We start from the raw sequence: 20,638 nt of genomic DNA on the forward strand, positions 1-20,638 counted from the left end.
CTTGAGCGGAAGCTTCAAAAACTGCCCGCTTTTGCGGGCAGTTTTCTTTGGCTTGACATAATTCTCGATGATTAGAACAACACTTTTACCCATCGCTTGCCTCGCCTTACTGATGTGCCTGGTTGGACTTGTTTATCTACCGGGCCTGCATGGAGGCTTCCTGTTCGATGATTACCCCAATTTAGAAGAAATGGGGAATTACGGCGGCGTAGTGAGCTGGGAAACGCTCAAGGCCTTTGTCTTCAATGGTACTTCGGGGCCCACCGGTCGGCCCATTTCGTTGTTGAGTTTTCTGCTCAACGACAACACATGGCCGAGTCATGCTGCCTACTTCAAACTCACCAACCTGCTGATTCATGTTGCCTGCGGGCTTTCGCTTTTCTGGGCGACGCTTTTACTTTTGCGCTTTTATGCAATCGATGAGCGCAAGGTACTCTGGATAGCGCTGCTATCCACTGCATTCTGGGTTTTGCATCCTTATTTTGTTTCAACCACGTTGTATATCGTGCAGCGGATGGCCCAGCTGACCACCTTCTTTTCCCTGCTGGGTATGATTGGTTATCTGAAGGGGCGCCTTCTACTCGATAAGCGTCCGTTCTCCAGCTACGCCCTTATGACGCTGTCCGTGAGTCTGGGAACTCTGCTTGCAACGTTGAGCAAGGAGAACGGCGCATTATTGCCCCTCCTGCTGCTCGTCATCGAGTTCTGCCGCCCGAGGAACGAGCCGAAACCGGCTTGGCAATGGTTACTTCTGTTCCTTTGGCTGCCATCATTGAGCGTAGTGGCGGCACTCGTGTATTACATCGATTGGACCAATGCCGCCTGGCTGACCCGCTCCTTCAACCAGTCTGAACGCCTGCTTAGTGAGGGGCGCATCATGTGGGAGTATCTGTCTTCGCTATTCATACCGCAGATAGAGGGGCGGGGGCTGTTCCAGGATGGTTATGCGAAGTCGTTGGGCTGGCTCAGTCCAGTCACCACGCTGCCCTCTCATTTGGGCCTGTTACTTCTGCTTCTAGGCGCGCTGCTCGTTCGCAAGCGCTTGCCACTCTTTTCAGTGGCTGTGCTGTTTTTCCTGGTAGCTCACCTGATGGAGTCGACTGTTATTGGTCTGGAGCTTTATTTCGAGCATCGCAATTATCTATCGGCTCTGTACTTGTTCCTTCCGCTGGCAGCTGCTCTGGTGTCGCTTACTGAACGGATCGCCCCGACAGTCGTGGTTTTCATCGCCTGTATGATCGTGGCTTTTCTGTCGTTCCTTACTTGGCAGCGCTCCAGCCTCTGGGCAGACTCTCAACGTCTGGAACTCTATTGGGCTCAATCGAGTCCTGATTCTCCTCGCGCCCAGAACACTGTCGCTGCTTATCTGATTAACCAGGGCCGGATTGAAGAGGCTAATCGAGTCATTGAACAGGCGGCCCAACACTTGCCCGACAGTTCGCTGCTTACTATTCGGTTGCTGTTGCAGAAGGTATACACCTCTGCCGCCAGTCACGAGGACTTCCGTTTGGCAGGTGACCAATTGGCAAAGCAGCCATTCGACGCCCAGGCCGTGAAGGGGCTGCGTACGCTCAATGATTTTGTCATCTCGGCGAAAGATAAGCGGGAGTATCTGCAGTGGATGCAAGACTTGCTGACCAAGGCTCAGGCGAACGAAAACTACAAGTCCGTCCCGTTGTTTATCCGAATCATGCCTTACATGAATGCCCAGCTGTATCTGGCGCAAGGAAAGACGGATCAGGCGCTGGCCTTTTACTTCCAGGCGATGGGGCTTTACAGGGAGACGGATGCGTCACTGGCGATGGTCACCGAAATGGCCATCGACGGGCATCCGCGGGAGGCGCTTCAGCTCCTGGATCGTGCCGAGTTGCTGTACCGGCAGCAGCCTGCAAAAACATTGCGCCGCTCAGCAGACGTGTACGATTCGGAGTTTCACAGGCTCAGGAACGTGCTGCGTGATTCGGTGAATCACTCGGCGAAACCCCAAGCATCCCATGATGGCCCTCCGCCAATCGCTCCGGCAGAAATGTTCAAGGTAACCCAATGAAGGTGAGTGTCGTTCTCCCAGCAAAAAATGAAGCCGCCGCAGTCGGTGCTACTATCCGCAAGATCATCGCCCTGCATCCTGAATTTGAGGTCATTGTAGTGAATGACGGGTCAAGCGATAACACAGCGGTCGTGGCTGAGGCTGCGGGCGCCCGAGTGGTTACTCACCTGTATTCCCGGGGGAATGGTGCTGCAATAAAGTCAGGTGCTCGAGCGGCGACGGGGGACGTGATTGTGTTCATGGACGCGGATGGGCAACACGATCCGCAGGATATCAAGGCCCTTCTTGAGGCCTTGGACAAGGGACATGACATGGTTGTGGGGGCCCGGCAAAAGGGCTCACAGGCAAGCCTTGGCCGTGGAGTAGCAAATGGTTTTTACAATGGGCTGGCCAGCTATATGACGGGCCATCGCGTAGAGGATCTGACCTCCGGATTCCGGGCCGTGCGGTCTGTTAAGTTCAGGGAGTTCCTTTACTTGCTGCCCAATGGTTTTTCTTATCCCACGACCAGTACCATGGCTTTCTTCAGGGCGGGATACTCAGTTTGCTATGTGCCGATCCATGCGGCCAAGCGCATCGGCCAAAGCCACATCAAACCGCTGAAGGATGGGCTGCGCTTCCTGCTGATCATCTTCAAGATCGGCACGCTCTACTCGCCGCTCAAGCTTTTCGCTCCCATCGCGATGCTTGCCGTCTTCCTGGCCACCGCCTGGTACAGCTATACCTTCGCGAGCTTCGGGCGCTTCACCAACATGAGTGCATTGCTCTACAGCGCCGGTGTCATGATTTTCCTCATGGGGCTGATATCTGAGCAGATCACCGCGCTGATGTACAAGGACAGCTCCGATAGTTGATCCTTGCGTCATATTACCCGCGCGGCGCTCAGCCGGCTGTCGATAAAACTCGAGAGTTCGTTGGCCCGTTGCTGCCAGTAGATCGGTTGAATCGGCCGGCGGCAGGGGCGGGTAATGAGGTCGCACAGTTTGGCGGCCAAGTCGACTTCATCATCGGGTGAGAAGAGGTGGCTGGGCTGGTCGGCGAGTTGTTCGCCGAGCCCCCCGACGTTGGCCGCCAGCAGTCGGGTTTCGCAAGCCAGGATTTCGTTCAGTTTCTGCGGGTAGCAATAGCTGCCAAAACTCGATGGGCGATTACAGATGAGGGATACGTCCATCGCGTTGTAGAAGGCCGGAACGGCGTCAGGCGGTAGTACTCCCAGATAACGCAAACCTTGCGTCGAGGTGAGCGGCAGGCTGCCATCGTGGGGGCCGGCAAGGACAAGCTGTAGCTGCGGAAAGCGCTGACGGATCAACGGCAGAGCACGCAGCAGCACCGAAGTCCCGCGGCTCCGACCCAGGGCTCCGGCAGTTCCGATCAGGAATTCACTTCCCTCGAGATTCAGTTTTTTTCTCGCGGTCTGGCGGTCAGCGGGAAAGAACTCGTTGGGGTTGGTGGCGTTACCCAGAGTCAATATCCGATTGACTGACACGCCGTAATCCCGCTCCAGATAGGTACTGAGCGGCGTGCTGATCGAGGTGACCCCATCTGCCTCGCGACAGGCCTTTTTGAAACAGTGGCGGACACCAGGAATTTTCGAGAGTAGGAAGCTTTCGTAGTTATCGTAAAGATCCAGAACATAGGGAACGCCCATCTCTTGGCAGACGCGACGACAGGCGATGGCGTGCCACATGTCCGAGCTGGCCCAGACCAGATCCGGTTGAAAGACCCTTATCTCCTGGCGAATCTCCCGCAAATGGCGAAGCGTACCGCCTCTCAGTAGCGTCGCGTTGAAGGAGCGCCAGGTTACCCGGCCGTGCTGGGTGATCCCCTCTGGTCGCGGGCGGTAACTGCAGGTCAGCCCGCGGACCTCATGTCCCATGGCGGCCAGTTTCTCGGGGATCTCGAAGAGTCGGCCGAAGCGATCATCCAGCAGGTCGCGGCCGGTGTACTGCCGCTTGGTCAGAACGAGTATCCGCATCAGCTTTGCGTTTCCCTGAGTATCTCCAAGTAGGCCTTCCCGGCACGCTCGACCGAGAAGTGCCCTGCGCGCCAGCGAAGCGTGTCGGCGGGCACTTCGAATTCCTTGCCAAGGGTCTTGCTCAAAGCTTCGATCAGTGCGGGCGCGGAGTTGGTTGGAATCAATTGGCCGTAGCGGCCGTGCTCCAGGATTTCCGCTGGTCCGCTTGGGCAGTCGGTGGCAATGACCTGGGTGCCGCAGGCCATGGCCTCCACTAGGACATTGCCAAAGCCTTCGTAGTCCGACGGCAGAACCAGGACGTCGGAGCTCTTGAGTAGCGGCAGGATGTTCGGGGCGTGCCCGAAGAAGAGCACGTCTTCTGTCACCTGCAATCGCGCGGCATGGCGCTTGAGCTCATCCAGAAGGGAACCCTCGCCGAGAATCAGTAAGCGTGCCCCGGTTTGCGAGTGCACCTGAGCAAAGGCTTCCAGCAGGAGATCCACGCGCTTGACCGGCTCCAGCCGGCCAGCGAAGGCGACCAGTGGCGCTGTCCGCGATGCCCAGGGAAAGCCTGTCGGAAGCGGCGCTTCGATTCGGCGCGCCATTTGCGCATCGACGACGGGGTTGTAGATGGTGGCGATGGCGGCTCGGGGAAGGTTGAGCTGCTGTGCCAAGTCCTCCGCGACGCCATCGGAAACGGCAATCACGCGATCGGCTCGGGGATACAGAGCACGCATGGCATGGCGAATCAGCTTTAGCTTCAGCTTGCGCATGCCACTGGCCCGGGACACTTCAGGTGAAACCGTCAGGTGCTGGGTGACGATGACGCGGGAACGCCGCAGGAACAGGAGCCTCAACAGTACCGTCAGGCAGGCGATGTCATTTGCGCTTGTGATGATATGCGTTGGGCGGTCCAGGCGGATAGTCTTGGCGAGGGCCGCGACGAAGCCGACGAGGCTGCTGCCGGGAAGCGTCCGGGTAGCATAGGGACGCAGTCCCGGTTGTGGCGGCGACTGATCGAAGGCTCTGGCTACCAGCGTGGTATCGATGCCCTGGTCCGTTAGAAAGGCGGCCAGCGTCGACAGTACCTGTTCAAGGCCTCCTGCCTTGAACCTCCCCGCCAGTATCCAGACTTTCAAGGCCGGGCAGCTCCAGCCGTGTGGGTGCAGAGGACGTTCTGGAAATCCCGGAGATCGTTGCGCGCCAGTCTCTCCAGCCGACCGTTCTGGCCGATGCTCTGGAACTCGTACCCCAGCCCCGCCAGCAGGTCGAGGATGTCGGTTTGCTCGTACCCTGCGTTCTTCGAAGTTTCCGCTTGCAGTTCGATGATGAGCATCGGCCTGAACCGGCGTAGCGTGTCCAGGGCACCTTTCAGGCAGGGAAGCTCCGCCCCTTCGATGTCGATCTTGATGATATCCAGTCGCTTGATCGGTGCCTTCTGCAGGTAATCATCCAGCGTCAGCAACGCAATGCTCTGTACGGGTTTGGCGTTGGGCTGGTCGGCGTAGAGGCTGCCGAGCCCGCGGTTAGGCTCGCTATCGTCCCATTGCGCACAGGCATTGTAGATGGCGGCTTCTCCGCAATGATCAGAGAGTCCCGCCCGGACTACCGTTACCCACTCGAGCGAGTTGCTTTGCACATGCTCTTCCAACTGGTCGGCTATGGCGCTCATCGGTTCGAAGGCAATGACCTGTCCGCGCTCCGTAGTGCGCTTGGCCGCTACCAGGGTGATTTCTCCGATGTTGGCGCCGATATCGAGGACAACCATGCCCGGCTCGATCAGCTTGTCCAGGAGTGCGACGATCTCCCGGTTGTAATAACCAGTCCAGAATATTCGCCGCTGCATGTGTTCGGCGAGATCCAGGCGCATTTGAAACGCGCCATCGAAGTCATCGACTACCGCCTGCCCGGAGGCAGTACGGAAGAGTCTGCGCATCACTCTGGGCAGCAGGCTGTTGCGGCGTCCCAGCGGAAATCTGTTGGCGAAGTGCCGGATCTTGCCCAAGACCATTGTTGTCATCATCAAGCGGACCTGCCGTGTGTATTGCCAGAGGTAGCGGCTCGGGTGAGCAGAAAGGCAAGGGCGACAGCGACGGCAAGGAACGCTTCCACCGCGACGTAGGCGTACGCTGCGCCTTCTGCGCCATGCCTGGGTATCAGAATCATCGAGAGCATTGCCATGAGCGCTATCGCGGCCAGCTCGATGAGACTCTTGGTCTTTTTCTGGCGCCGGCCAACCAATACCTGGCTAACCATGGCCCTGAATCCATAGAAGGGAATAACGATAGCCAGCAGCTGGATGAGCTGGACTGCGGGGGTGAACTCCGCGCCCAGGATCAGTGGAATGATGGCGGCAATCGACCAGACGAAAAGCCCCGCCAACACGCCGTAGGTAATGATGACGGCCACGAGGGTAACGATCAGGCTAGGGTGCCTGCTCTGATCGGTCCCAAGGGCGAAGAGCCTCGGAAGCGCCGCGGAAACCAGGGCATCCACCGGTTGGGTCAGTATGGAGATGAATCGGTAGGCAATACTGTAGAGGCCGGCGATTTCGGCGCTTCCGAATCTGAGCGCGAAGGTCTTGTCCAGTGAAGTGAGGGCATTGCTGCCAGTCCAACTGAAGGCGAAACCTATGCCCTCGAGCAGTTGTGCGCGGTCGAGCCGCAACGGCATCCGTGTTGGGAGGAGACAGCGCTGTGTCAACGTGGCTGCGGCGAGAGCCGCCAAAAGAGTGGCGCAGGCGTGAAACCAGACATATTGATCAAGGCTGCGACTTTCGCTGAAAAGGTAGAAGGCCAGATTGCCCAATAGCCGCAATAGCGCGGTCAGCGCAGGCAGCACGGTTGCCCAGCCCATCCGCTCATGGGCGGAAAACGCGAACGCGGAATTCGTGACCACGGGGAATAGCATCGCTTCGGAGATGCCGATGGCGATCAGTGTTCCAAGGTGTGAATCAGGGCTCAACCAACTCCCCAGGGCCACAAAGAGTATGGTGATCAACGTGCCGCTACCCACAATGCAGGCCAGCGAATTGCTCCAGTACTGGCTGAACTTCTCCGGGGTATGCACGGAGCCCTGGTACATGACCAACCCGAGTCCGAGCCCGGTGAAAGCGCCGAGCGTAATTGCCAAGCTCGCAAGGCCGCTGTACTCCCCGTAACCAGCAGGTCCCAGTAGTCGAGCGGTGACGACCATCCACAGGGCCAGCAGACCGATCCTGACCAGTTGCCAGAACAGCGTGATGATCGCGGAGCGTGCGAGGCGACCGGGTTTATAGCCGCTGGCCAGCGCTTTCAAGGTGTTCGCTTCACGCTGGGCGCGTCGTGAGGGGCGTCAGTAGGGAAAAGCGCTTGATGCACTTCGCGGCCGAAGCGTCTCCAGGAAAACTTCTGGCCGTGCTGCCGGCAGGTGTCGCGCAACTCGCCAGGGGTTTCCAGGACGCGCACGATCGAGTCTGCCAGTCTTTCGTAATCGTGGGGCTGAACCAGATAGCCAGACGCACCATCCGCTACTGCGTCAACGATACCGCCGGTGGCGAAGGCGACGGTCGGGGTGCCGTTGACCGCCGCCTCGATGGCGACCATGCCAAAGCCTTCCGAGTCGCCCGGAATACTGCGCACTGGGAACAAGTGGGCTTCCGCGACTTGATAGGCCACGCAAAGCTCTTCGAGGTCGGTGATCGGGCCGATGAAGCGTACCGCCTCGGCAATGCCGGCGCCCTCTGCGGCGGCCTGGATGCTTTCAGGCGTCTGCGCATGGGCGTGGGCATGCAGTGCGTCTTTCGGAGCATCTCCCACGATTAACAGCAGCGTATCGGGGTAGCGCGCGACCACCCTGGGCAGGGCCTCGCGGACGAACTCCAGCAGGCCCTTGCGCGCTGTCAGCCGGCCGACGGAGATGAGTATGCGTCGTTCGCCCAGCTGGAGCCTGTCGCGTAAAGCCCGCAGTCTATCACTGGGGAAATCGGCGATGGGCGTTTTGGCACCGGGGAAGACCAGGAACAGCCGGTCTGGCTGAACTCCTGCTTCGACGGCAAACTCGCGCGTCGAGCGGCTGTTGGCGATGACTGCATCCATACGTCGGATCGCCGGCAACCAGATCGCCCGATAGACCGGGTTGTGGGTGGTGATATCCAGCCCGTGTATATACGTGACCGCTCGGGCGCCGCAAAGCCTGGCGGCAAGCAATGCGATGGGGGCGGTCAGGCCGCTGCCGGCTAGTACGACCTGTGGGCGGTATCGGCGAGCGATCCGTGCGGCCGAGAGTGTCGCCTCGATCAGAAAGCGCCAGGTCGGGCGCAAGCGTGCTGGATGATAGTGGGCCGCTTTCGGCGCCTGGCCGCCGGCTTCGTCCGGCCCCACGACATGCACTTCGGCGTCACGGCCCAGCTCATCGATCATGTGCCAGTTGAGGCGCTCCATGCCCCCCAGAAGGGGCGGCAGGTTGCGGGTCACTACCAGTACGCGAGGCTTGCAGCGATCACTGTTTGTCGAGGTCATGCGCAAACTACGTTCGGACGCTTGTCGAACCGACCGCGCGTGTCCACCAGAATGCGTGCGTGTTCTGCCAACAGTGCATAGTCAAAGGCATCGTGGTCGGTCGCCAGTACCACACAGTCGAACTCGTCCAGACTGGCGGATGTCAGGCTGACCGATTCTAGGTCGAAGCTGTAGTCGCGCTTGTTCGGAAAACGGGGGACGTGCGGGTCGGAGTACTGGACTTCGGCGCCGCGCTGATCCAGCAGGGACATGATCTCGACCGCCGGCGACTCGCGGGTGTCATCGATGTTCTTCTTGTAGGCCAGGCCGAGGATCAGTACTCGACTGCCATTCACCGCCTTCTTCCGACTGTTCAGTGCATCTGCAACCTTCTGAACCACCCAATGCGGCATGTAGTGGTTGATCTCGCCAGCCAGCTCGATGAAGCGGGTGTTAACCCCGTATTCCTTGGCCTTCCACGTCAGGTAGAAGGGATCGATCGGGATGCAGTGTCCACCAAGGCCCGGTCCTGGCGTATAGGGAACAAACCCGAAGGGCTTGGTCGCTGCCGCACGGATCACCTCGTGAATGTCGATGCCCATCTTGTCGGAGACGATCTTCATCTCGTTGACCAGGCCGATGTTCACTGCGCGGTGGATGTTTTCCAGCAGCTTGGTCATCTCGGCCGCGCGCGGGCTACTGACCGGGACCATCGTATTGATGGCGTGGCCATAGATGGCCTGACCCAGTTCCAGGCAACGAGGCGTCATGCCGCCGATGACCTTGGGAATGGTCCGCGTATCGAAGTGGGCGTTGCCCGGATCCTCGCGCTCTGGCGAAAACACCAGGGCGCAGTTGCTGCCAGCCTTGAAGCCGTGGCTTTCAAGGCGAGGAGCCAGCTCCTCTTCAGTGGTGCCTGGCCAGGTAGTACTTTCCAGACTCAGCAACTGGCCTTCGCGGAAATACGGCAGGATCGCTTCCGTGGTATCGATGACGAAGCTCAGATCGGGCTCGTGATGGGTATTGAGCGGTGTGGGGACGCAGATGATCAGCACGTCCGCTTCGGTGCTGCGGGCAAAGTCACCGGTGGCCTCGAAGCCGGCTTCCCGGGCGGCGACGATCAGGTCGTTCCCCAGACGCTCGATATAACTGCGTCCGGCATTCAGCGCTTGCACCTTGCTGTCATCGATGTCGAAGCCGATCACCCGAATTCCCACCTCGGCAAAGCGCAATGCAAGGGGAAGCCCCACGTAGCCAAGACCGTAAATGCCAACGACGGCACTTCCGTCGGAAATCTTGGTATGAAGCTGGTCCAGTGCGCTCATGAAAATGCTCAGAGAGAAATGAATCCGTCCATTCTGGCGAGTTTTTCCAGTGGTGGGAATTATCGGAAACGCAGGTGAGACAATATGTGACTGAACTCTCGCCCATGACCTGCCCGAGCGGAGCAATTGCCTAGCGGTCGGGGGGATGGTAGTTTACGCCCGCCGCCGGTGTAGCTCAGTCGGTAGAGCAGCTCATTCGTAATGAGAAGGTCGGGGGTTCGATTCCTCTTACCGGCACCATCTTCAGCAAAAAGCCCCGCTTTCGAGCGGGGCTTTTTGTTTTCCGAATCAGGGGAAAATCAGGCATAGCCGCCAGGGTTCTGGCTCTGCCAGTTCCAGGCGTCGCGGCACATGTCTTCGATGTCGCGGGTGGCGGTCCAGTGCAGTTCCTGGCCGGCCAGGCTCGGGTCGGCGTGGTAGCTGGCGATGTCGCCGTCGCGGCGGGGGAGGAACTGGAAGGGCAGTTCGCGGCCGCAGGCCTTTTCATAGGCGCGGATGATTTCCAGCACGCTGTAGCCGCGGCCGGTGCCGATGTTGAAGGTCTTCGCGCCGCTGGCGCCGTCGAGCCAGCGCAGAGCGCTGAGGTGGGCGTTGGCCAGGTCGACGACGTGCAGGTAGTCGCGCACGCCGGTGCCGTCCGGGGTGGGGTAGTCGTTGCCGAATACGCGGATGAACGGCTGCTTGCCGGTGGCGACCTGCGACACGTACGGCATCAGGTTGTTGGGGATGCCGTTGGGGTCTTCGCCGATGCGGCCGCTGGTGTGGGCGCCCACGGGGTTGAAGTAGCGCAGGATGGCCATGGTCCACTGCGGGTCGGCCTGGGCGATGTCGCGCAGGGCGATTTCTGCCATCAGCTTGGACTGGCCGTAGGGGCTGGCCGGGCCGGTGGGGGCGTCTTCGCGGATCGGGCTCTGTGCCGCCAGGCCGTAGACGGTCGCCGAGGAGCTATAGATGAAGCGCTTCACGCCATGGTGCTGCATGACCTGGCAGAGGGTGACGGTGCCGGCGAAGTTGGTCTGGTAGTAGGCGATGGGATCGGCCACCGATTCGGCGACGGACTTGACGCCGGCGAGGTGGATCGCCGCGTCGATGCGGTACTCGCAGAACAGCCGGTCGAGGATGGCTTCGTCGCGGACGTCGCCCTTGACGAAGGGAATGCGCTGGCCGGTGAGCTGCTCGATGCGCTGCAGCGGGATGGGCGAGCTGTTGCTCAGGTTATCGAGCACGACGGGGTGATACCCCTGCTCGATCAGTTCCAGACAGATGTGGGAGCCGATATAGCCGCAGCCCCCGGTCAGCAGAATCTTGCCCGCCATCGCGCCAGTGCCTCCTTTCGCCAGCTGTAGGAAAGCGCCTAAGGGAATTCAGGCGCTTGGCTGAAGCGTAGGCGAGGGAGGGCAGGCGCGCCTGTCAGGGCGACTACAGGCTCAGCCGCATCGACAGGTCCAGCGCCTTGACGTCCTTGGTCAGGGTGCCGATGGAGATGTAGTCCACGCCGGTCTCTGCGATGGTGCGCAGGGTGGCCTCGGTGATGCCGCCCGAGGCTTCCAGCTTGGCGCGGCCGGCGGTGAGGGCGACGGCGGTGCGCATGTCGTCCAGGCTCAGCTCGTCGAGCATGACGATGTCGGCGCCGGCGTCCAGGGCCTGGCGCAGCTCGTCGAGGTCTTCTACCTCGATCTCCACCGGCTTGCCAGGGGCGATCTGGTGGGCGGCGGCGATGGCCTGGGCGATACCGCCGCAGGCGGCGATGTGGTTTTCCTTGATGAGGAAGGCGTCGTACAGGCCGATGCGGTGGTTATGGCAGCCGCCGCAGGTGATGGCGTATTTCTGCGCCAGGCGCAAGCCGGGCAGGGTCTTGCGGGTGTCGAGCAGCTTCACCCCGGTGCCGTCCACCAGGTCGGCGTACTGACGGGCACGGGTGGCGGTGCCGGATAGCAGCTGCAGGAAGTTCAGCGCGCTGCGCTCGCCGGTCAGCAGGGCGCGGGCCGGGCCTTCCAGGGTGAACAGGGTCTGGTCGGCGCTGACCTGCTCGCCGTCGCGCACCTGCCATTTCACCTGCACGCGCGGATCGACCTGGCGGAACACTTCGTCGACCCAGGCGGTGCCGGCGAGCGTGGCGTTCTCACGGGTGATGATGCGGGCGCTGGCGACGCGCTCGGCGGGGATCAGTTGGGCGGTGATGTCGCCGCTGCCGACGTCTTCGGCCAGCGCGGCGCGGACGTTGGCCTGGATTTCCCCGGAAAGCTCGGCGAGGGTGAGGTTGGGCATGGAAAGCTCCTGTTCGCAGTGGCGCGATTATACGGGCGGGGAGGCGAGGCGGGGAGGCGTGGCAGTTTTTTGGACTGCCGTGCGCTTTGTCGGACGGACGGCGGGTACTTCGCTGTGAATTTCTTCAAGAATGCGTGAAATGTCTCTTGGTTGTGTAAGAAGCTTCCCTATAATGACGTTGAACCTTTCTACTTTTTGACGCCACTAAATTGACGTTACGGATGACGCCTCGATGACTGTTGGTGCCGCCAGCTTGGGTCTGTCGGCAGGAGACTTGCGATGCAGAACGACGCGAACGTAGTGCCGCTGAACAAGTCGGCCACGCAAACCTCGCAGACTTCGTTCGCTGGACGCGTTCCGGCGGGGCTCGTCGCTGTCCGCGACAAGGTCGCCGTCCAACTGCGTCATGCCATGCAGGCCCTGTTCGACAACGCCGACGACACCCTGTTCGAGATGGCCGATCGCGCCGCCAACAACGCCGAGCAGAGCGCCTACTTCGAAGCCATGCGCGACCTGCGCCTCAAGCGCAAGGGCATCGAGCGCGGCTTCCTGCAGAAGGTCTTCGAGAACTTCGCCAACCTGAACCAGTATGAAATCGGCCGTGCGCCGGCGCTGGACACGGTCTCCTACGAGAATCTGACCCTGGTGCAGAACGACGAGCTGGAAGAAGCCGTCGCCCTGGACGCCATGGTCGCCAAGGTGATGAGCCGCGACGGCGTTGCCCTCACGCACCTCACCACCCGTTTCAACACCCTGGTCAGCAAGAAGGTCGAGGACAAGAGCAACCCGCTCGGTCCGCGCCAGCTGTGCGACGCCTTCCTCGAGGCCTGCCGTGGCCTGGGCGTGGAGATCAAGGTCAAGCTGATCATCCTCAAGCTGTTCGAAAAGTATGTGCTGGCCGACGCCGAGCACCTCTACGCGGAAGCCAACCAGACCCTGATCGCCCTGGGCGTGCTGCCGGAGCTCAAATCCGTTCCGCTGCGCCGCTCGCCGCAACGCACCGTCGCCGCCAGCCAGGACACGGCCCCGGCCGCAACCACCGCCGACGTCGGCGAGCAGAGCGGCGGCCAGTACATGGACGCCGACAGCCAGGCTGCCTTCGCCGCCCTGCGCGATCTGCTCTCGCAGGTGCGCGGCAGTGCCGCCCCGGCCCGCACCCTGCCGGCCGACGCGGTACCGATTTCCAGCAATGATCTTATGCGCCTGCTTTCCCACCTGCAGTCGCACCTGCCGGCGCAGAGCATCGACGAGATCGACGTGCGCCAGCACCTGGATCACCTGCTGACCCGCGTCAGCAGCAAGAGCGGCCGTTCCCGCGTGGTCGGCCAGGTGGACGAGGACGTCATCAACCTCGTGTCCATGCTCTTCGAATTCATCCTCGATGACCGCACCCTGCCGGATTCGCTCAAGGCCCTGATCGGCCGCATGCAGATCCCGATGCTCAAGGTTGCGGTGCTCGACAAGACCTTCTTCAGCCGCGGCAGCCACCCGGCGCGTCGCCTGCTCAACGAGATCGCCTCGGCCGCCCTCGGCTGGGCCGAGCAGTCCGACGGCCAGCGCGACCACCTGTACCAGAAGATCGAGCAGGTGGTGATGCGCCTGCTGAACGACTTCGTCGACGATCCGGCGATCTTCTCCGAGCTGCTCGACGAATTCATCGCCTTCACCGGTGACGAGCGCCGTCGCAGCGACCTGCTGGAACAGCGCACCCGCGATGCCGAGGAAGGCCGCGCCCGCGCCGAACTGGCCCGCCAGGACGTGGAAGGCGTGCTCAACGAGCGCCTGCTCGGCCGCACCCTGCCCGAAGTGGTGGTGCGCCTGCTGCAGGAGGCCTGGAGCCAGGTCCTGCTGCTCACCTGCCTGAAGCACGGCACGCACTCCGCCGAGTGGGAAGCCGCCCTGGCGACCATGGACGATCTGATCTGGAGCGTGGAACCCCACGAGGACCCGGACTCCCGCCTGCGCCTGCTGGAAATGGTGCCGCAACTGCTCAAGTCGCTGCGCGAAGGCCTGGCCTCCGCCGCCTTCGATCCGTTCTCCACCGGCGAATTCTTCAGCCGCCTGGAAGGGCTGCATGTGCAGGCCTTCCAGCGCTACAAGCAGGTCGAGGAAGCTCCGCTGCTCGACCCGGACGACGAGCTGCCGCTGCTGGACGATCCGCTGGATGCGCCGGCGGCCGTGGCCCCGGCGGCCGCGCAGCCGGCCATGGTCGCGGTGGTCGAGGAAATCGTCCTCGCCTCGCCGGAGCAGGGCCGCGCCGTGGAGCCCGAAGAGGTCTTCGCCGAGGATGACGAGTCGCTGCGCAAGGTCGATGAACTGCGCGTCGGCAGCTGGGTGGAAATCCAGGAAGACGAAGAGCACAAGCTGCGCTGCAAGCTGGCCGCGGTGATCCGCCCCAGCGGCCGCTACATCTTCGTCAACCGCACCGGCATGAAGGTGCTGGAAAAGACCCGCATGAGCCTGGCCGTGGAGTTCCGTCGCAACGCCGTGCGCCTGCTGGACGACGCGCTGCTGTTCGACCGCGCGCTGGAGTCGGTGATCGGCAACCTCAGACGCCTGAAGAACGCCTGAGAACCTGCTTGCGATCCGCTGCGCGTAGACGCTGCTGCCTCATCCGATTTCGCCTGGTTCTGCGCTAGCTCGCGAAATCCTAAGCCGATGCTGAGCCCGCTGGCTGCTCGCCAGCGAGTTCATTTCCCCCGTCGCCTGCTTTAGAGTGGGGCTCTGCCAAGGAGCTTCCATGCAGATCGACCCCGAATCCGGCTGGTGCCTCGACGCCCAGCGCTGTCCCTCGCCGAACTTCAACGCCCGCCCCGAGGGCGAGGAAGTCTCGCTGCTGGTCATCCACAACATCAGCCTGCCGCCCGGCCAGTTCGGCACGTGCAAGGTGCAGGAGTTCTTCCAGAACCGCCTGGACGCCGACGAGCATCCCTACTTCGCCAGCATCTGCAGCCTGACGGTGTCCGCGCATTTCCTCATCGAGCGCGACGGCTCGCTGTTCCAGTTCGTCTCGTGCAACGCGCGCGCCTGGCATGCCGGTGTGTCGCGCTTCGACGGGCGCGAAAACTGCAATGATTTCTCCATCGGTATCGAGCTGGAGGGTACCGATACCGAACCCTACAGCGAGCGGCAGTATGAAGTGCTGGCGGAGCTGACCGGGCAATTGCGCAAGGTGTACCCGGCGATCACCGCTGAGCGCATCCAGGGTCACTGCGACATCGCCCCCGAGCGCAAGACCGACCCCGGCGAGGCCTTCGACTGGGCGCGCTACCTGGCCGATATTGGCGCCGGCGTGAAGAAGGAGTCGACATGAGTTTCCTGGTGCTGTTGCTGGTCCTGCTGGTCGAGAAGTTTTCCAGCTGGCGTGCCAAGGTGCAGCGTGATGGTTGGTGGCTGGGCTGGCTGGATACCGTGGGCGGCATCAAGTCGCTGGTGGCGCAGCCCTGGCTCGGCCTGCTGATGGCGATCCTGCCGCCGTTGCTGCTGCTGGCGCTGTTGCTGACCGTGCTGGAACCGGTGGCCTACGGCCTGCTGGCGCTGCCGGTGCAACTGCTGGTGGTGGTCTGGAGCCTGGGGCGCGGCGACGTGCTGCGCGCCATCGGGCCCTTCCGCGACGCTTGGCGCCGCGAGGACGCGCAGGCCGCCTATCACGTCGCCGAGCGCGACCTGGGCGTGCAGGTGCAGGCCGATGGCGACGACGACCTGCTCGCCGTGGTGCAGGGCACGCTGGTGTGGGAGGCCTACCAGGCCTTCTTCGCGGTGATCTTCTGGTACGCGCTGCTCGGCCCGGTGGCTGCGCTGGCTTATCGGCTGCTGGCCATCGCTGCCGAACAGAGCCGCCAGCCGGAACTGCGCGAGCGTGCCGCGCAGCTGCGGCATGCCTTCGACTGGCTGCCCTCGCGTGCGCTGGTGCTGAGCTTCGCCCTGGTCGGCAACTTCGTCGCGGTGACGCGCATGCTGCTGCACGACCTGCTGGCCTGGGACGTGCCTGCCGCTCGTCTGCTGGCCCGTGCCGGCTACGTCGCCGAAGACTTCAACGAAGGCGGCCTCGGCGCCAAGGGCGTCGCCAGCCTCGACGCGCTCTGGCAGCTGCTGGTGCGCTCCGCGGTGCTCTGGTACGCCGTCTTCGCCATCTGGACGCTGCTGCTCTGAGGCAGACGATCGGGCCGGCGACCGCCGGTCCGATGATGGCATTTTAACCTTAAGTTACAGAACTCCCCGCCGATATCAGGTACACATCGAACCTGAAGTGCAAGGCGACGGCTGCTACCCGACAGTGGCCGCGCCGCTGAGCGCGCAGGGCGACGACCCGTCCAGGGGCGCGCCGCACCATCCCCGACAAGCGACATAACAATAACGGGAACAGGAGACGTCTTTGTGAGGACCGTGCTCTATCCGGCCATCGCGCTGATGAACCGTCTGAGCTTCGGTATGAAGTTCAGCCTGATCAGCGTGCTGTTCTTTCTGCCGATGCTGATCACCAACTTCTACCTCGTGCGCGACTCCTACGGGCAGTTCGTCAGCACCCGCGCCGAACTGCAGAGCCTGCAGCTGATCGGCGACGGTCTGCAGGTGCGCCGTCACCTCGAGTCCTACAACGACCTGTTGCAGATCAACGGGATTCTCGGCCAGTCGAGTAAATCCGCTGGCATCGACGCGCGCATCGGTCAATTGCACAAGGACCTGCAGGCGCGCATCGGTGCGCTGCAACCCGTTACCCAGGATGCCGAGCAGATCGCCGAATTCAACGCCAAGCGCGATGAGCTGCTGGCCAGCCTGAAGGGCGTCGACGCCGAAGGTTCGCTGCAAAGCAAGTCGGCCATGGCCGGGCGCCTGCTCAGCGAAGTGCAGGTGTTCATCAAGCTGCTGGTGTCCCAGTCCGGCCTGAGCCAGGACGACGCCCGCGACCTGCGCCAGCTCGCCGAGCTGATCACCGCCGGCACCCCGCATGTCACCCAGACCCTCAGCCAGGGCCGCACCATGGGCGCCGGCGCGCTGGGGCAGGGGTTCCTCAACTCCTCCACCAGCGGCAAGCTGGATGACCTGCTGCAGGACCTGGAGAAGCTCCACGCCGAGTACGGCCTCAAGTTGCAGGACGCGCTGGGCGCCAGCCCGGCCGCGCAGAGCGCCTTGTCCGCCGATGCCCAGGCCAGCCGCGACACCATCAAGAGCATGGGCAAGCTGTTCGAGGACAAGGTGGTGATGGCCGACACCCTCGACATGCCTTGGGCGGAATTCTTCGACCAGGTCAGCAAGGCGATGGAACAGACCTACCGGCTGGATGACCACGTCCTGCAGTTCGTCGATGGAGAGTTGCAGGGGCGCCTGGCCAGCAAGCAGCGGCAGATGGTGCTGCTGGTCGTGGCGCTGCTGGTGGTGTTCCTCGGCATCGTCTACCTCTACGGCGGCTTCTACGTTTCCACCCGCACCACGCTGAAGAGCCTGGGCAAGATGATGGAACGCGTCGCGTCCGGCGACATGACCGTCAACTTCCAGGCCCAGAGCCGCGACGAACTGGGCGAGCTGGGCGATGCCTTCAACCAGACCGTGTCGAAGATCCACGACCTGATCGAGCAGGTCGGCCGCACCGTCAGCGAAGTGGAGCGGCAGACCGTGCGCGTGGAGTCGGTGTCCGCCGAGAGCAACCAGGCGGTGGCCGGCCAGCGCAACCAGATCGAACAGGTCGCCACGGCCATGAACCAGATGGCCGCGACCGCCCAGGAGGTCGCGCGCAGCGCCGCCGTGGCGGTGGGCAGCGCGCGCAACGTGAACCAGGAAACCACCAGTGGCCGTGCCCTGGTGGAGTCCCAGGTGGGCAGCATCCAGCGCCTGGCCGGCGAGATCGACGAATCGGTGGCGGTGATCAACCAGCTGGCCGCCGACAGCGCTTCCATCAGCCGCGTGCTGGACGTGATCAAGGGCATCGCCGAACAGACCAACCTGCTGGCGCTCAACGCCGCCATCGAGGCCGCGCGCGCTGGCGAGCAGGGCAGGGGCTTCGCCGTCGTGGCCGACGAAGTACGGACCCTGGCCAAGCGCACCCAGCAGTCCACCGAAGAGATCGAGCAGATGATCGCGCGCCTGCAGAACGGCGTGGGCGCCGCGGTGAAGGCCATGGGCAGCAGCCACCAGACCGCCGATGGCACTGTCAGCCAGTCGGCCCAGGTGCAGCAGGCGCTGGAGAATATCCTCAGCGCGGTCGGCGCTATCGTCGACCAGAACCAGCAGATCGCCGCCGCGGCCGAGCAGCAGACCGCCGTGGCCCATGACATCGACCAGAACATCGTCGAGATCAACCAGGCCGGCGAGCGCACTTCCGAAGGCGCCAGCGAGACCGAGCGCGCCAGCCGCGAACTGGCCGGGCAGGTGGTGGAGCTGAAACGACTGATCGGCGCGTTCCGCGTCTGATCCTCAGGACCCGGGGCGGACGCTGCGGTCCGCCCCACACCGGGTTTTCGCCAGCAGACCGATGTCCGTGGGTCGCACGGATGCACCCCATCTCACGGGCATCGGTTTGTCGGTGAATTCGGTATTGGCCTGCAGGTGCGAGCTTGCTCGCGATCAGATTCGGCAGGTCACTCCATCGTCGCGCGGTGCGCGAGCAAGAACTGGGCGTCCCCCTCGCTCCTACGAAGGGCAACCGCTCAACTCCAGCCGAACAACTCCATCGCATTGCGCGTGCTGGCGCTGGCCAGCTCTTCCGGGCTGATGCCCTTCAACTCCGCCAGTGCCACGCAGATCTCCGGCAGATGTTCCGGGCTGTTGCGTACGCCGGGGTACATCGACGGCTCCATGTCCGGCGAGTCGGTCTCCAGCACGATGGACTCCAGCGGAATCTCCGGCACCACCTTGCGCAGGCGGTTGGCCTGCGGCCAGGTTGGCGCGCCGCCCAGGCCCAGGCGGAAACCCAGCTTGAGGTATTCGCGAGCCTCTTCGCGGCTGCCGGCGAAGGCGTGGACGATGCCCTGGCGCTGGGGCTTGTAGCGCTTGAGCGTGGCGATCATCGCCGCATGGGCGCGACGCACGTGCAGCAGCACCGGCAGCTCGAAGTCGATGGCAATGCGCAACTGCTCCTCGAAGATGGCCTGCTGGCCCTCGCGGTCGAGTTCTTCCAGGTAATAGTCCAGGCCGATCTCGCCCACCGCGCAGAGCTTCGGGTGGCCGGCGAGACGCTGTAGCCACTCGCGCAGCGCAGCGAGGTGTTCCGGCTTGTGCCGCGCCAGATAGATCGGGTGCAGGCCCAGGGCGGCGTAGAGGTCCGGCTCGCTGTCCACCAGCGCCCAGACGTCCTCCCAGTTCTCGCGGAACACTCCCAGCAGCACCTGTCGTTCCACGCCCCGCTCGCGGCTGCGTTGCAGCACGGCGGCGCGGTCCTGCTCGAAGTCCGGGCAGTCGAGGTGGTTGTGGGTGTCGATCAGGCGCATCGGTTCACTCCGTGCGCAGCTTGAGGTTGCGCGGGATCGGGTGCACGCCGGGCGTGTAGCTGTTCTGTTCGATGGCGGCCAGCGCGAGGTCCAGCGCGCGCTCGGCGATCAGCGCGTGCTGCTGGGAAATCGCGTTGACCTTCAGCGGAACGAAGTCCAGCAACTGGGTATCGCCGAAGGTGGCAATGCGCAGGTTCGCCGGCCAGCCGCTGGGCAGCGCCTGGAGCACGTCGAACACGCCTTCGAGCAGCACGTAGGAGGTGGTGATCAGCGCGTCGGGCAACTGCCCCTGGCCGGCCAGCAACTCCTCCATCAGGCGCCGGCCGCAGGGGCGACTGAAGGTCTCGCCGTGCTCGACCAGCACCTGGCCCTGGTAGTCGCGCAGGGCGCTGCGGAAACCGGCGGCGCGTTCCTGGGAAATGATCAGCTCCGGCCGCGCGCCAAGCAGGGCGATGCTGAGCGGCGCGGGTTTTAGCAAGCTGGCGGTGAGGCGCTGGCTGGCGTCGCGGTCGTCGCTGACCACCGAGCAGAAGCGCTGCGGGTCGAGCTGGCGATCCACCGCGATGATCGGCACGCCGTCAGCCTGCAGGCGGGCGTGGCTTTCGTCGCCGACGGGCAGGCAACTGGCGACGATCAGCGCGTCGCAGCGGCGCGCGCGGAACAGGTTGAGCACCTGGCGCTCGGTGTCCGGTTCGTCGTCGGAACAGGCGATCAGCAACTGGTAGCCGCGCGCCCGGGCACCTTGCTCCAGCAGCTTGGCGAGCTTGGCGTAGCTGGGGTTCTCCAGGTCCGGCAGGACGAAGCCCAGGGTGCGGGTCTGCCCGCGCCGCAGGCTGGCCGCCTGCTGGTCCGGGTGGTAGCCATGCTCCTCGATCACCGCGCGCACGCGCTCCACCGTGGCGGCGCTGATGCGCCGCTGCACGGCCTTGCCATTGATCACATAGCTGGCGGTGGTGACCGAAACACCGGCCAGGCGGGCGATATCACTGAGTTTCAACGCGGGATGCTGCCGACAATTGGGGGCTTCAAGGATCACGCATTATCGAGTAACGTTCCAGTCTCAATAGGTGAAACGATTCAGCATTGCGCGCGCAGTATTGCCTGAACCCTGTTCCTGCGCCGCAGCCTCTAAGCTGATCACC

The 20,638-nt window shown here is 62.9% G+C and carries 16 protein-coding genes, 1 tRNA gene and 1 pseudogene; 8 read left to right on the plus strand and 10 right to left on the minus strand.

What is annotated here, in order from left to right; translation table 11 throughout:
• The first annotated feature begins 67 nt into the window (after positions 1 to 67).
• Positions 68 to 2,047, plus strand: coding sequence for a tetratricopeptide repeat protein (locus LDJ84_RS05260; RefSeq protein WP_226046029.1), 1,980 nt, complete (start codon positions 68 to 70; stop codon positions 2,045 to 2,047).
• Positions 2,044 to 2,901: a glycosyltransferase family 2 protein gene (locus LDJ84_RS05265; protein WP_226046030.1), complete on the plus strand. Its 858-nt coding sequence runs from the start codon at positions 2,044 to 2,046 to the stop codon at positions 2,899 to 2,901. The genes LDJ84_RS05260 and LDJ84_RS05265 overlap by 4 nt, the downstream gene beginning before the upstream one ends.
• An 8-nt stretch (positions 2,902 to 2,909) precedes the next feature.
• Here the strand turns inward: LDJ84_RS05265 and LDJ84_RS05270 are convergent, their stop codons facing one another.
• The 6 genes from LDJ84_RS05270 to LDJ84_RS05295 are packed head-to-tail and all read right to left on the minus strand — an operon-like array spanning position 2,910 to position 9,804.
• On the minus strand, positions 2,910 to 4,022 hold the full coding sequence (locus LDJ84_RS05270; protein WP_226046031.1) for a glycosyltransferase family 4 protein: 1,113 nt from the start codon (positions 4,020 to 4,022) through the stop codon (positions 2,910 to 2,912).
• Positions 4,022 to 5,140: a glycosyltransferase gene (locus LDJ84_RS05275; RefSeq protein WP_226046032.1), complete on the minus strand. Its 1,119-nt coding sequence runs from the start codon at positions 5,138 to 5,140 to the stop codon at positions 4,022 to 4,024. Before LDJ84_RS05275 ends, LDJ84_RS05270 begins: the two co-directional genes overlap by 1 nt.
• Positions 5,137 to 6,024: an FkbM family methyltransferase gene (locus tag LDJ84_RS05280; RefSeq protein ID WP_226046033.1), complete on the minus strand. Its 888-nt coding sequence runs from the start codon at positions 6,022 to 6,024 to the stop codon at positions 5,137 to 5,139. Before LDJ84_RS05280 ends, LDJ84_RS05275 begins: the two co-directional genes overlap by 4 nt.
• Entirely contained in the window at positions 6,024 to 7,298 is a 1,275-nt protein-coding gene (locus LDJ84_RS05285; protein ID WP_226046034.1) for a lipopolysaccharide biosynthesis protein, read from the minus strand. Before LDJ84_RS05285 ends, LDJ84_RS05280 begins: the two co-directional genes overlap by 1 nt.
• Positions 7,295 to 8,500 (minus strand): glycosyltransferase family 4 protein, encoded by a 1,206-nt coding sequence (locus tag LDJ84_RS05290; protein ID WP_226046035.1) that lies wholly within the window; start codon positions 8,498 to 8,500, stop codon positions 7,295 to 7,297. The genes LDJ84_RS05285 and LDJ84_RS05290 overlap by 4 nt, the downstream gene beginning before the upstream one ends.
• Entirely contained in the window at positions 8,497 to 9,804 is a 1,308-nt protein-coding gene (locus LDJ84_RS05295; RefSeq protein ID WP_226046036.1) for a nucleotide sugar dehydrogenase, read from the minus strand. Before LDJ84_RS05295 ends, LDJ84_RS05290 begins: the two co-directional genes overlap by 4 nt.
• Before the next feature lie 164 nt (positions 9,805 to 9,968).
• On the opposite strand from LDJ84_RS05295, the gene LDJ84_RS05300 reads away from it, so the two are divergent.
• Positions 9,969 to 10,044, plus strand: a tRNA-Thr gene (locus LDJ84_RS05300).
• A gap of 59 nt (positions 10,045 to 10,103) precedes the next feature.
• On the opposite strand, the gene galE is transcribed toward LDJ84_RS05300, so the two are convergent.
• Both galE and nadC read right to left on the minus strand, forming a co-directional pair.
• Positions 10,104 to 11,120, minus strand: a complete 1,017-nt coding sequence (galE, locus tag LDJ84_RS05305) for a UDP-glucose 4-epimerase GalE (RefSeq protein WP_226046037.1) — start codon at positions 11,118 to 11,120, stop codon at positions 10,104 to 10,106.
• Positions 11,121 to 11,223: 103 nt separating this feature from the next.
• Positions 11,224 to 12,072 carry a carboxylating nicotinate-nucleotide diphosphorylase gene (nadC, locus tag LDJ84_RS05310; RefSeq protein WP_226046038.1) on the minus strand — a complete coding sequence of 283 codons (849 nt, stop codon included), beginning with the start codon at positions 12,070 to 12,072 and terminating at the stop codon, positions 11,224 to 11,226.
• Positions 12,073 to 12,351: 279 nt separating this feature from the next.
• Between nadC and LDJ84_RS05315 the strand changes: the two genes are divergently transcribed.
• The 5 genes and pseudogenes from LDJ84_RS05315 (at position 12,352) to LDJ84_RS30860 (ending at position 18,480) form a co-directional block, all read left to right on the plus strand.
• The gene (locus LDJ84_RS05315; protein WP_226046039.1) at positions 12,352 to 14,643 is read left to right on the plus strand and encodes a DUF1631 domain-containing protein; all 2,292 of its coding nucleotides are present in this window, start codon (positions 12,352 to 12,354) and stop codon (positions 14,641 to 14,643) included.
• Between the two features lie 169 nt (positions 14,644 to 14,812).
• On the plus strand, positions 14,813 to 15,385 hold the full coding sequence (gene ampD / locus LDJ84_RS05320; protein ID WP_226046040.1) for a 1,6-anhydro-N-acetylmuramyl-L-alanine amidase AmpD: 573 nt from the start codon (positions 14,813 to 14,815) through the stop codon (positions 15,383 to 15,385).
• Positions 15,382 to 16,224, plus strand: coding sequence for a regulatory signaling modulator protein AmpE (ampE, locus tag LDJ84_RS05325; protein WP_226046041.1), 843 nt, complete (start codon positions 15,382 to 15,384; stop codon positions 16,222 to 16,224). The genes ampD and ampE overlap by 4 nt, the downstream gene beginning before the upstream one ends.
• Before the next feature lie 1,194 nt (positions 16,225 to 17,418).
• A pseudogene (locus LDJ84_RS30855) lies at positions 17,419 to 17,622 on the plus strand (HAMP domain-containing protein); the annotation flags it as partial.
• Positions 17,623 to 17,775: 153 nt separating this feature from the next.
• Positions 17,776 to 18,480: a methyl-accepting chemotaxis protein gene (locus tag LDJ84_RS30860; RefSeq protein ID WP_413247455.1), complete on the plus strand. Its 705-nt coding sequence runs from the start codon at positions 17,776 to 17,778 to the stop codon at positions 18,478 to 18,480.
• 236 nt (positions 18,481 to 18,716) lie between these two features.
• Here LDJ84_RS30860 and LDJ84_RS05335 read toward each other — a convergent pair whose 3' ends face one another.
• Together LDJ84_RS05335 and cra are read right to left on the minus strand one after the other, a co-directional pair.
• Positions 18,717 to 19,496 (minus strand): TatD family hydrolase, encoded by a 780-nt coding sequence (locus LDJ84_RS05335; protein ID WP_226046043.1) that lies wholly within the window; start codon positions 19,494 to 19,496, stop codon positions 18,717 to 18,719.
• 4 nt (positions 19,497 to 19,500) lie between these two features.
• Positions 19,501 to 20,493, minus strand: coding sequence for a catabolite repressor/activator (gene cra, locus LDJ84_RS05340; RefSeq protein WP_024765626.1), 993 nt, complete (start codon positions 20,491 to 20,493; stop codon positions 19,501 to 19,503).
• Positions 20,494 to 20,638 lie beyond the last annotated feature (145 nt).

This window comes from Pseudomonas sp. HS-18, from assembly GCF_020401845.1.
GTDB lineage: Bacteria > Pseudomonadota > Gammaproteobacteria > Pseudomonadales > Pseudomonadaceae > Pseudomonas > Pseudomonas nitroreducens.

Bases quoted from the DNA above. Each gene is read 5' to 3' on its own strand.
- LDJ84_RS05260 (WP_226046029.1), top strand. From the start codon at position 68: ATGATTAGAACAACACTTTTACCCATCGCTTGCCTCGCCTTACTGATG.
- LDJ84_RS05265 (WP_226046030.1), top strand. From the start codon at position 2,044: ATGAAGGTGAGTGTCGTTCTCCCAGCAAAAAATGAAGCCGCCGCAGTC.
- LDJ84_RS05270 (WP_226046031.1), bottom strand. From the start codon at position 4,022: ATGCGGATACTCGTTCTGACCAAGCGGCAGTACACCGGCCGCGACCTG.
- LDJ84_RS05280 (WP_226046033.1), bottom strand. From the start codon at position 6,024: ATGATGACAACAATGGTCTTGGGCAAGATCCGGCACTTCGCCAACAGA.
- LDJ84_RS05290 (WP_226046035.1), bottom strand. From the start codon at position 8,500: ATGACCTCGACAAACAGTGATCGCTGCAAGCCTCGCGTACTGGTAGTG.
- LDJ84_RS05295 (WP_226046036.1), bottom strand. From the start codon at position 9,804: ATGAGCGCACTGGACCAGCTTCATACCAAGATTTCCGACGGAAGTGCC.
- galE (WP_226046037.1), bottom strand. From the start codon at position 11,120: ATGGCGGGCAAGATTCTGCTGACCGGGGGCTGCGGCTATATCGGCTCC.
- nadC (WP_226046038.1), bottom strand. From the start codon at position 12,072: ATGCCCAACCTCACCCTCGCCGAGCTTTCCGGGGAAATCCAGGCCAAC.
- LDJ84_RS05315 (WP_226046039.1), top strand. From the start codon at position 12,352: ATGCAGAACGACGCGAACGTAGTGCCGCTGAACAAGTCGGCCACGCAA.
- ampD (WP_226046040.1), top strand. From the start codon at position 14,813: ATGCAGATCGACCCCGAATCCGGCTGGTGCCTCGACGCCCAGCGCTGT.
- ampE (WP_226046041.1), top strand. From the start codon at position 15,382: ATGAGTTTCCTGGTGCTGTTGCTGGTCCTGCTGGTCGAGAAGTTTTCC.
- LDJ84_RS30860 (WP_413247455.1), top strand. From the start codon at position 17,776: ATGGCCGCGACCGCCCAGGAGGTCGCGCGCAGCGCCGCCGTGGCGGTG.
- LDJ84_RS05335 (WP_226046043.1), bottom strand. From the start codon at position 19,496: ATGCGCCTGATCGACACCCACAACCACCTCGACTGCCCGGACTTCGAG.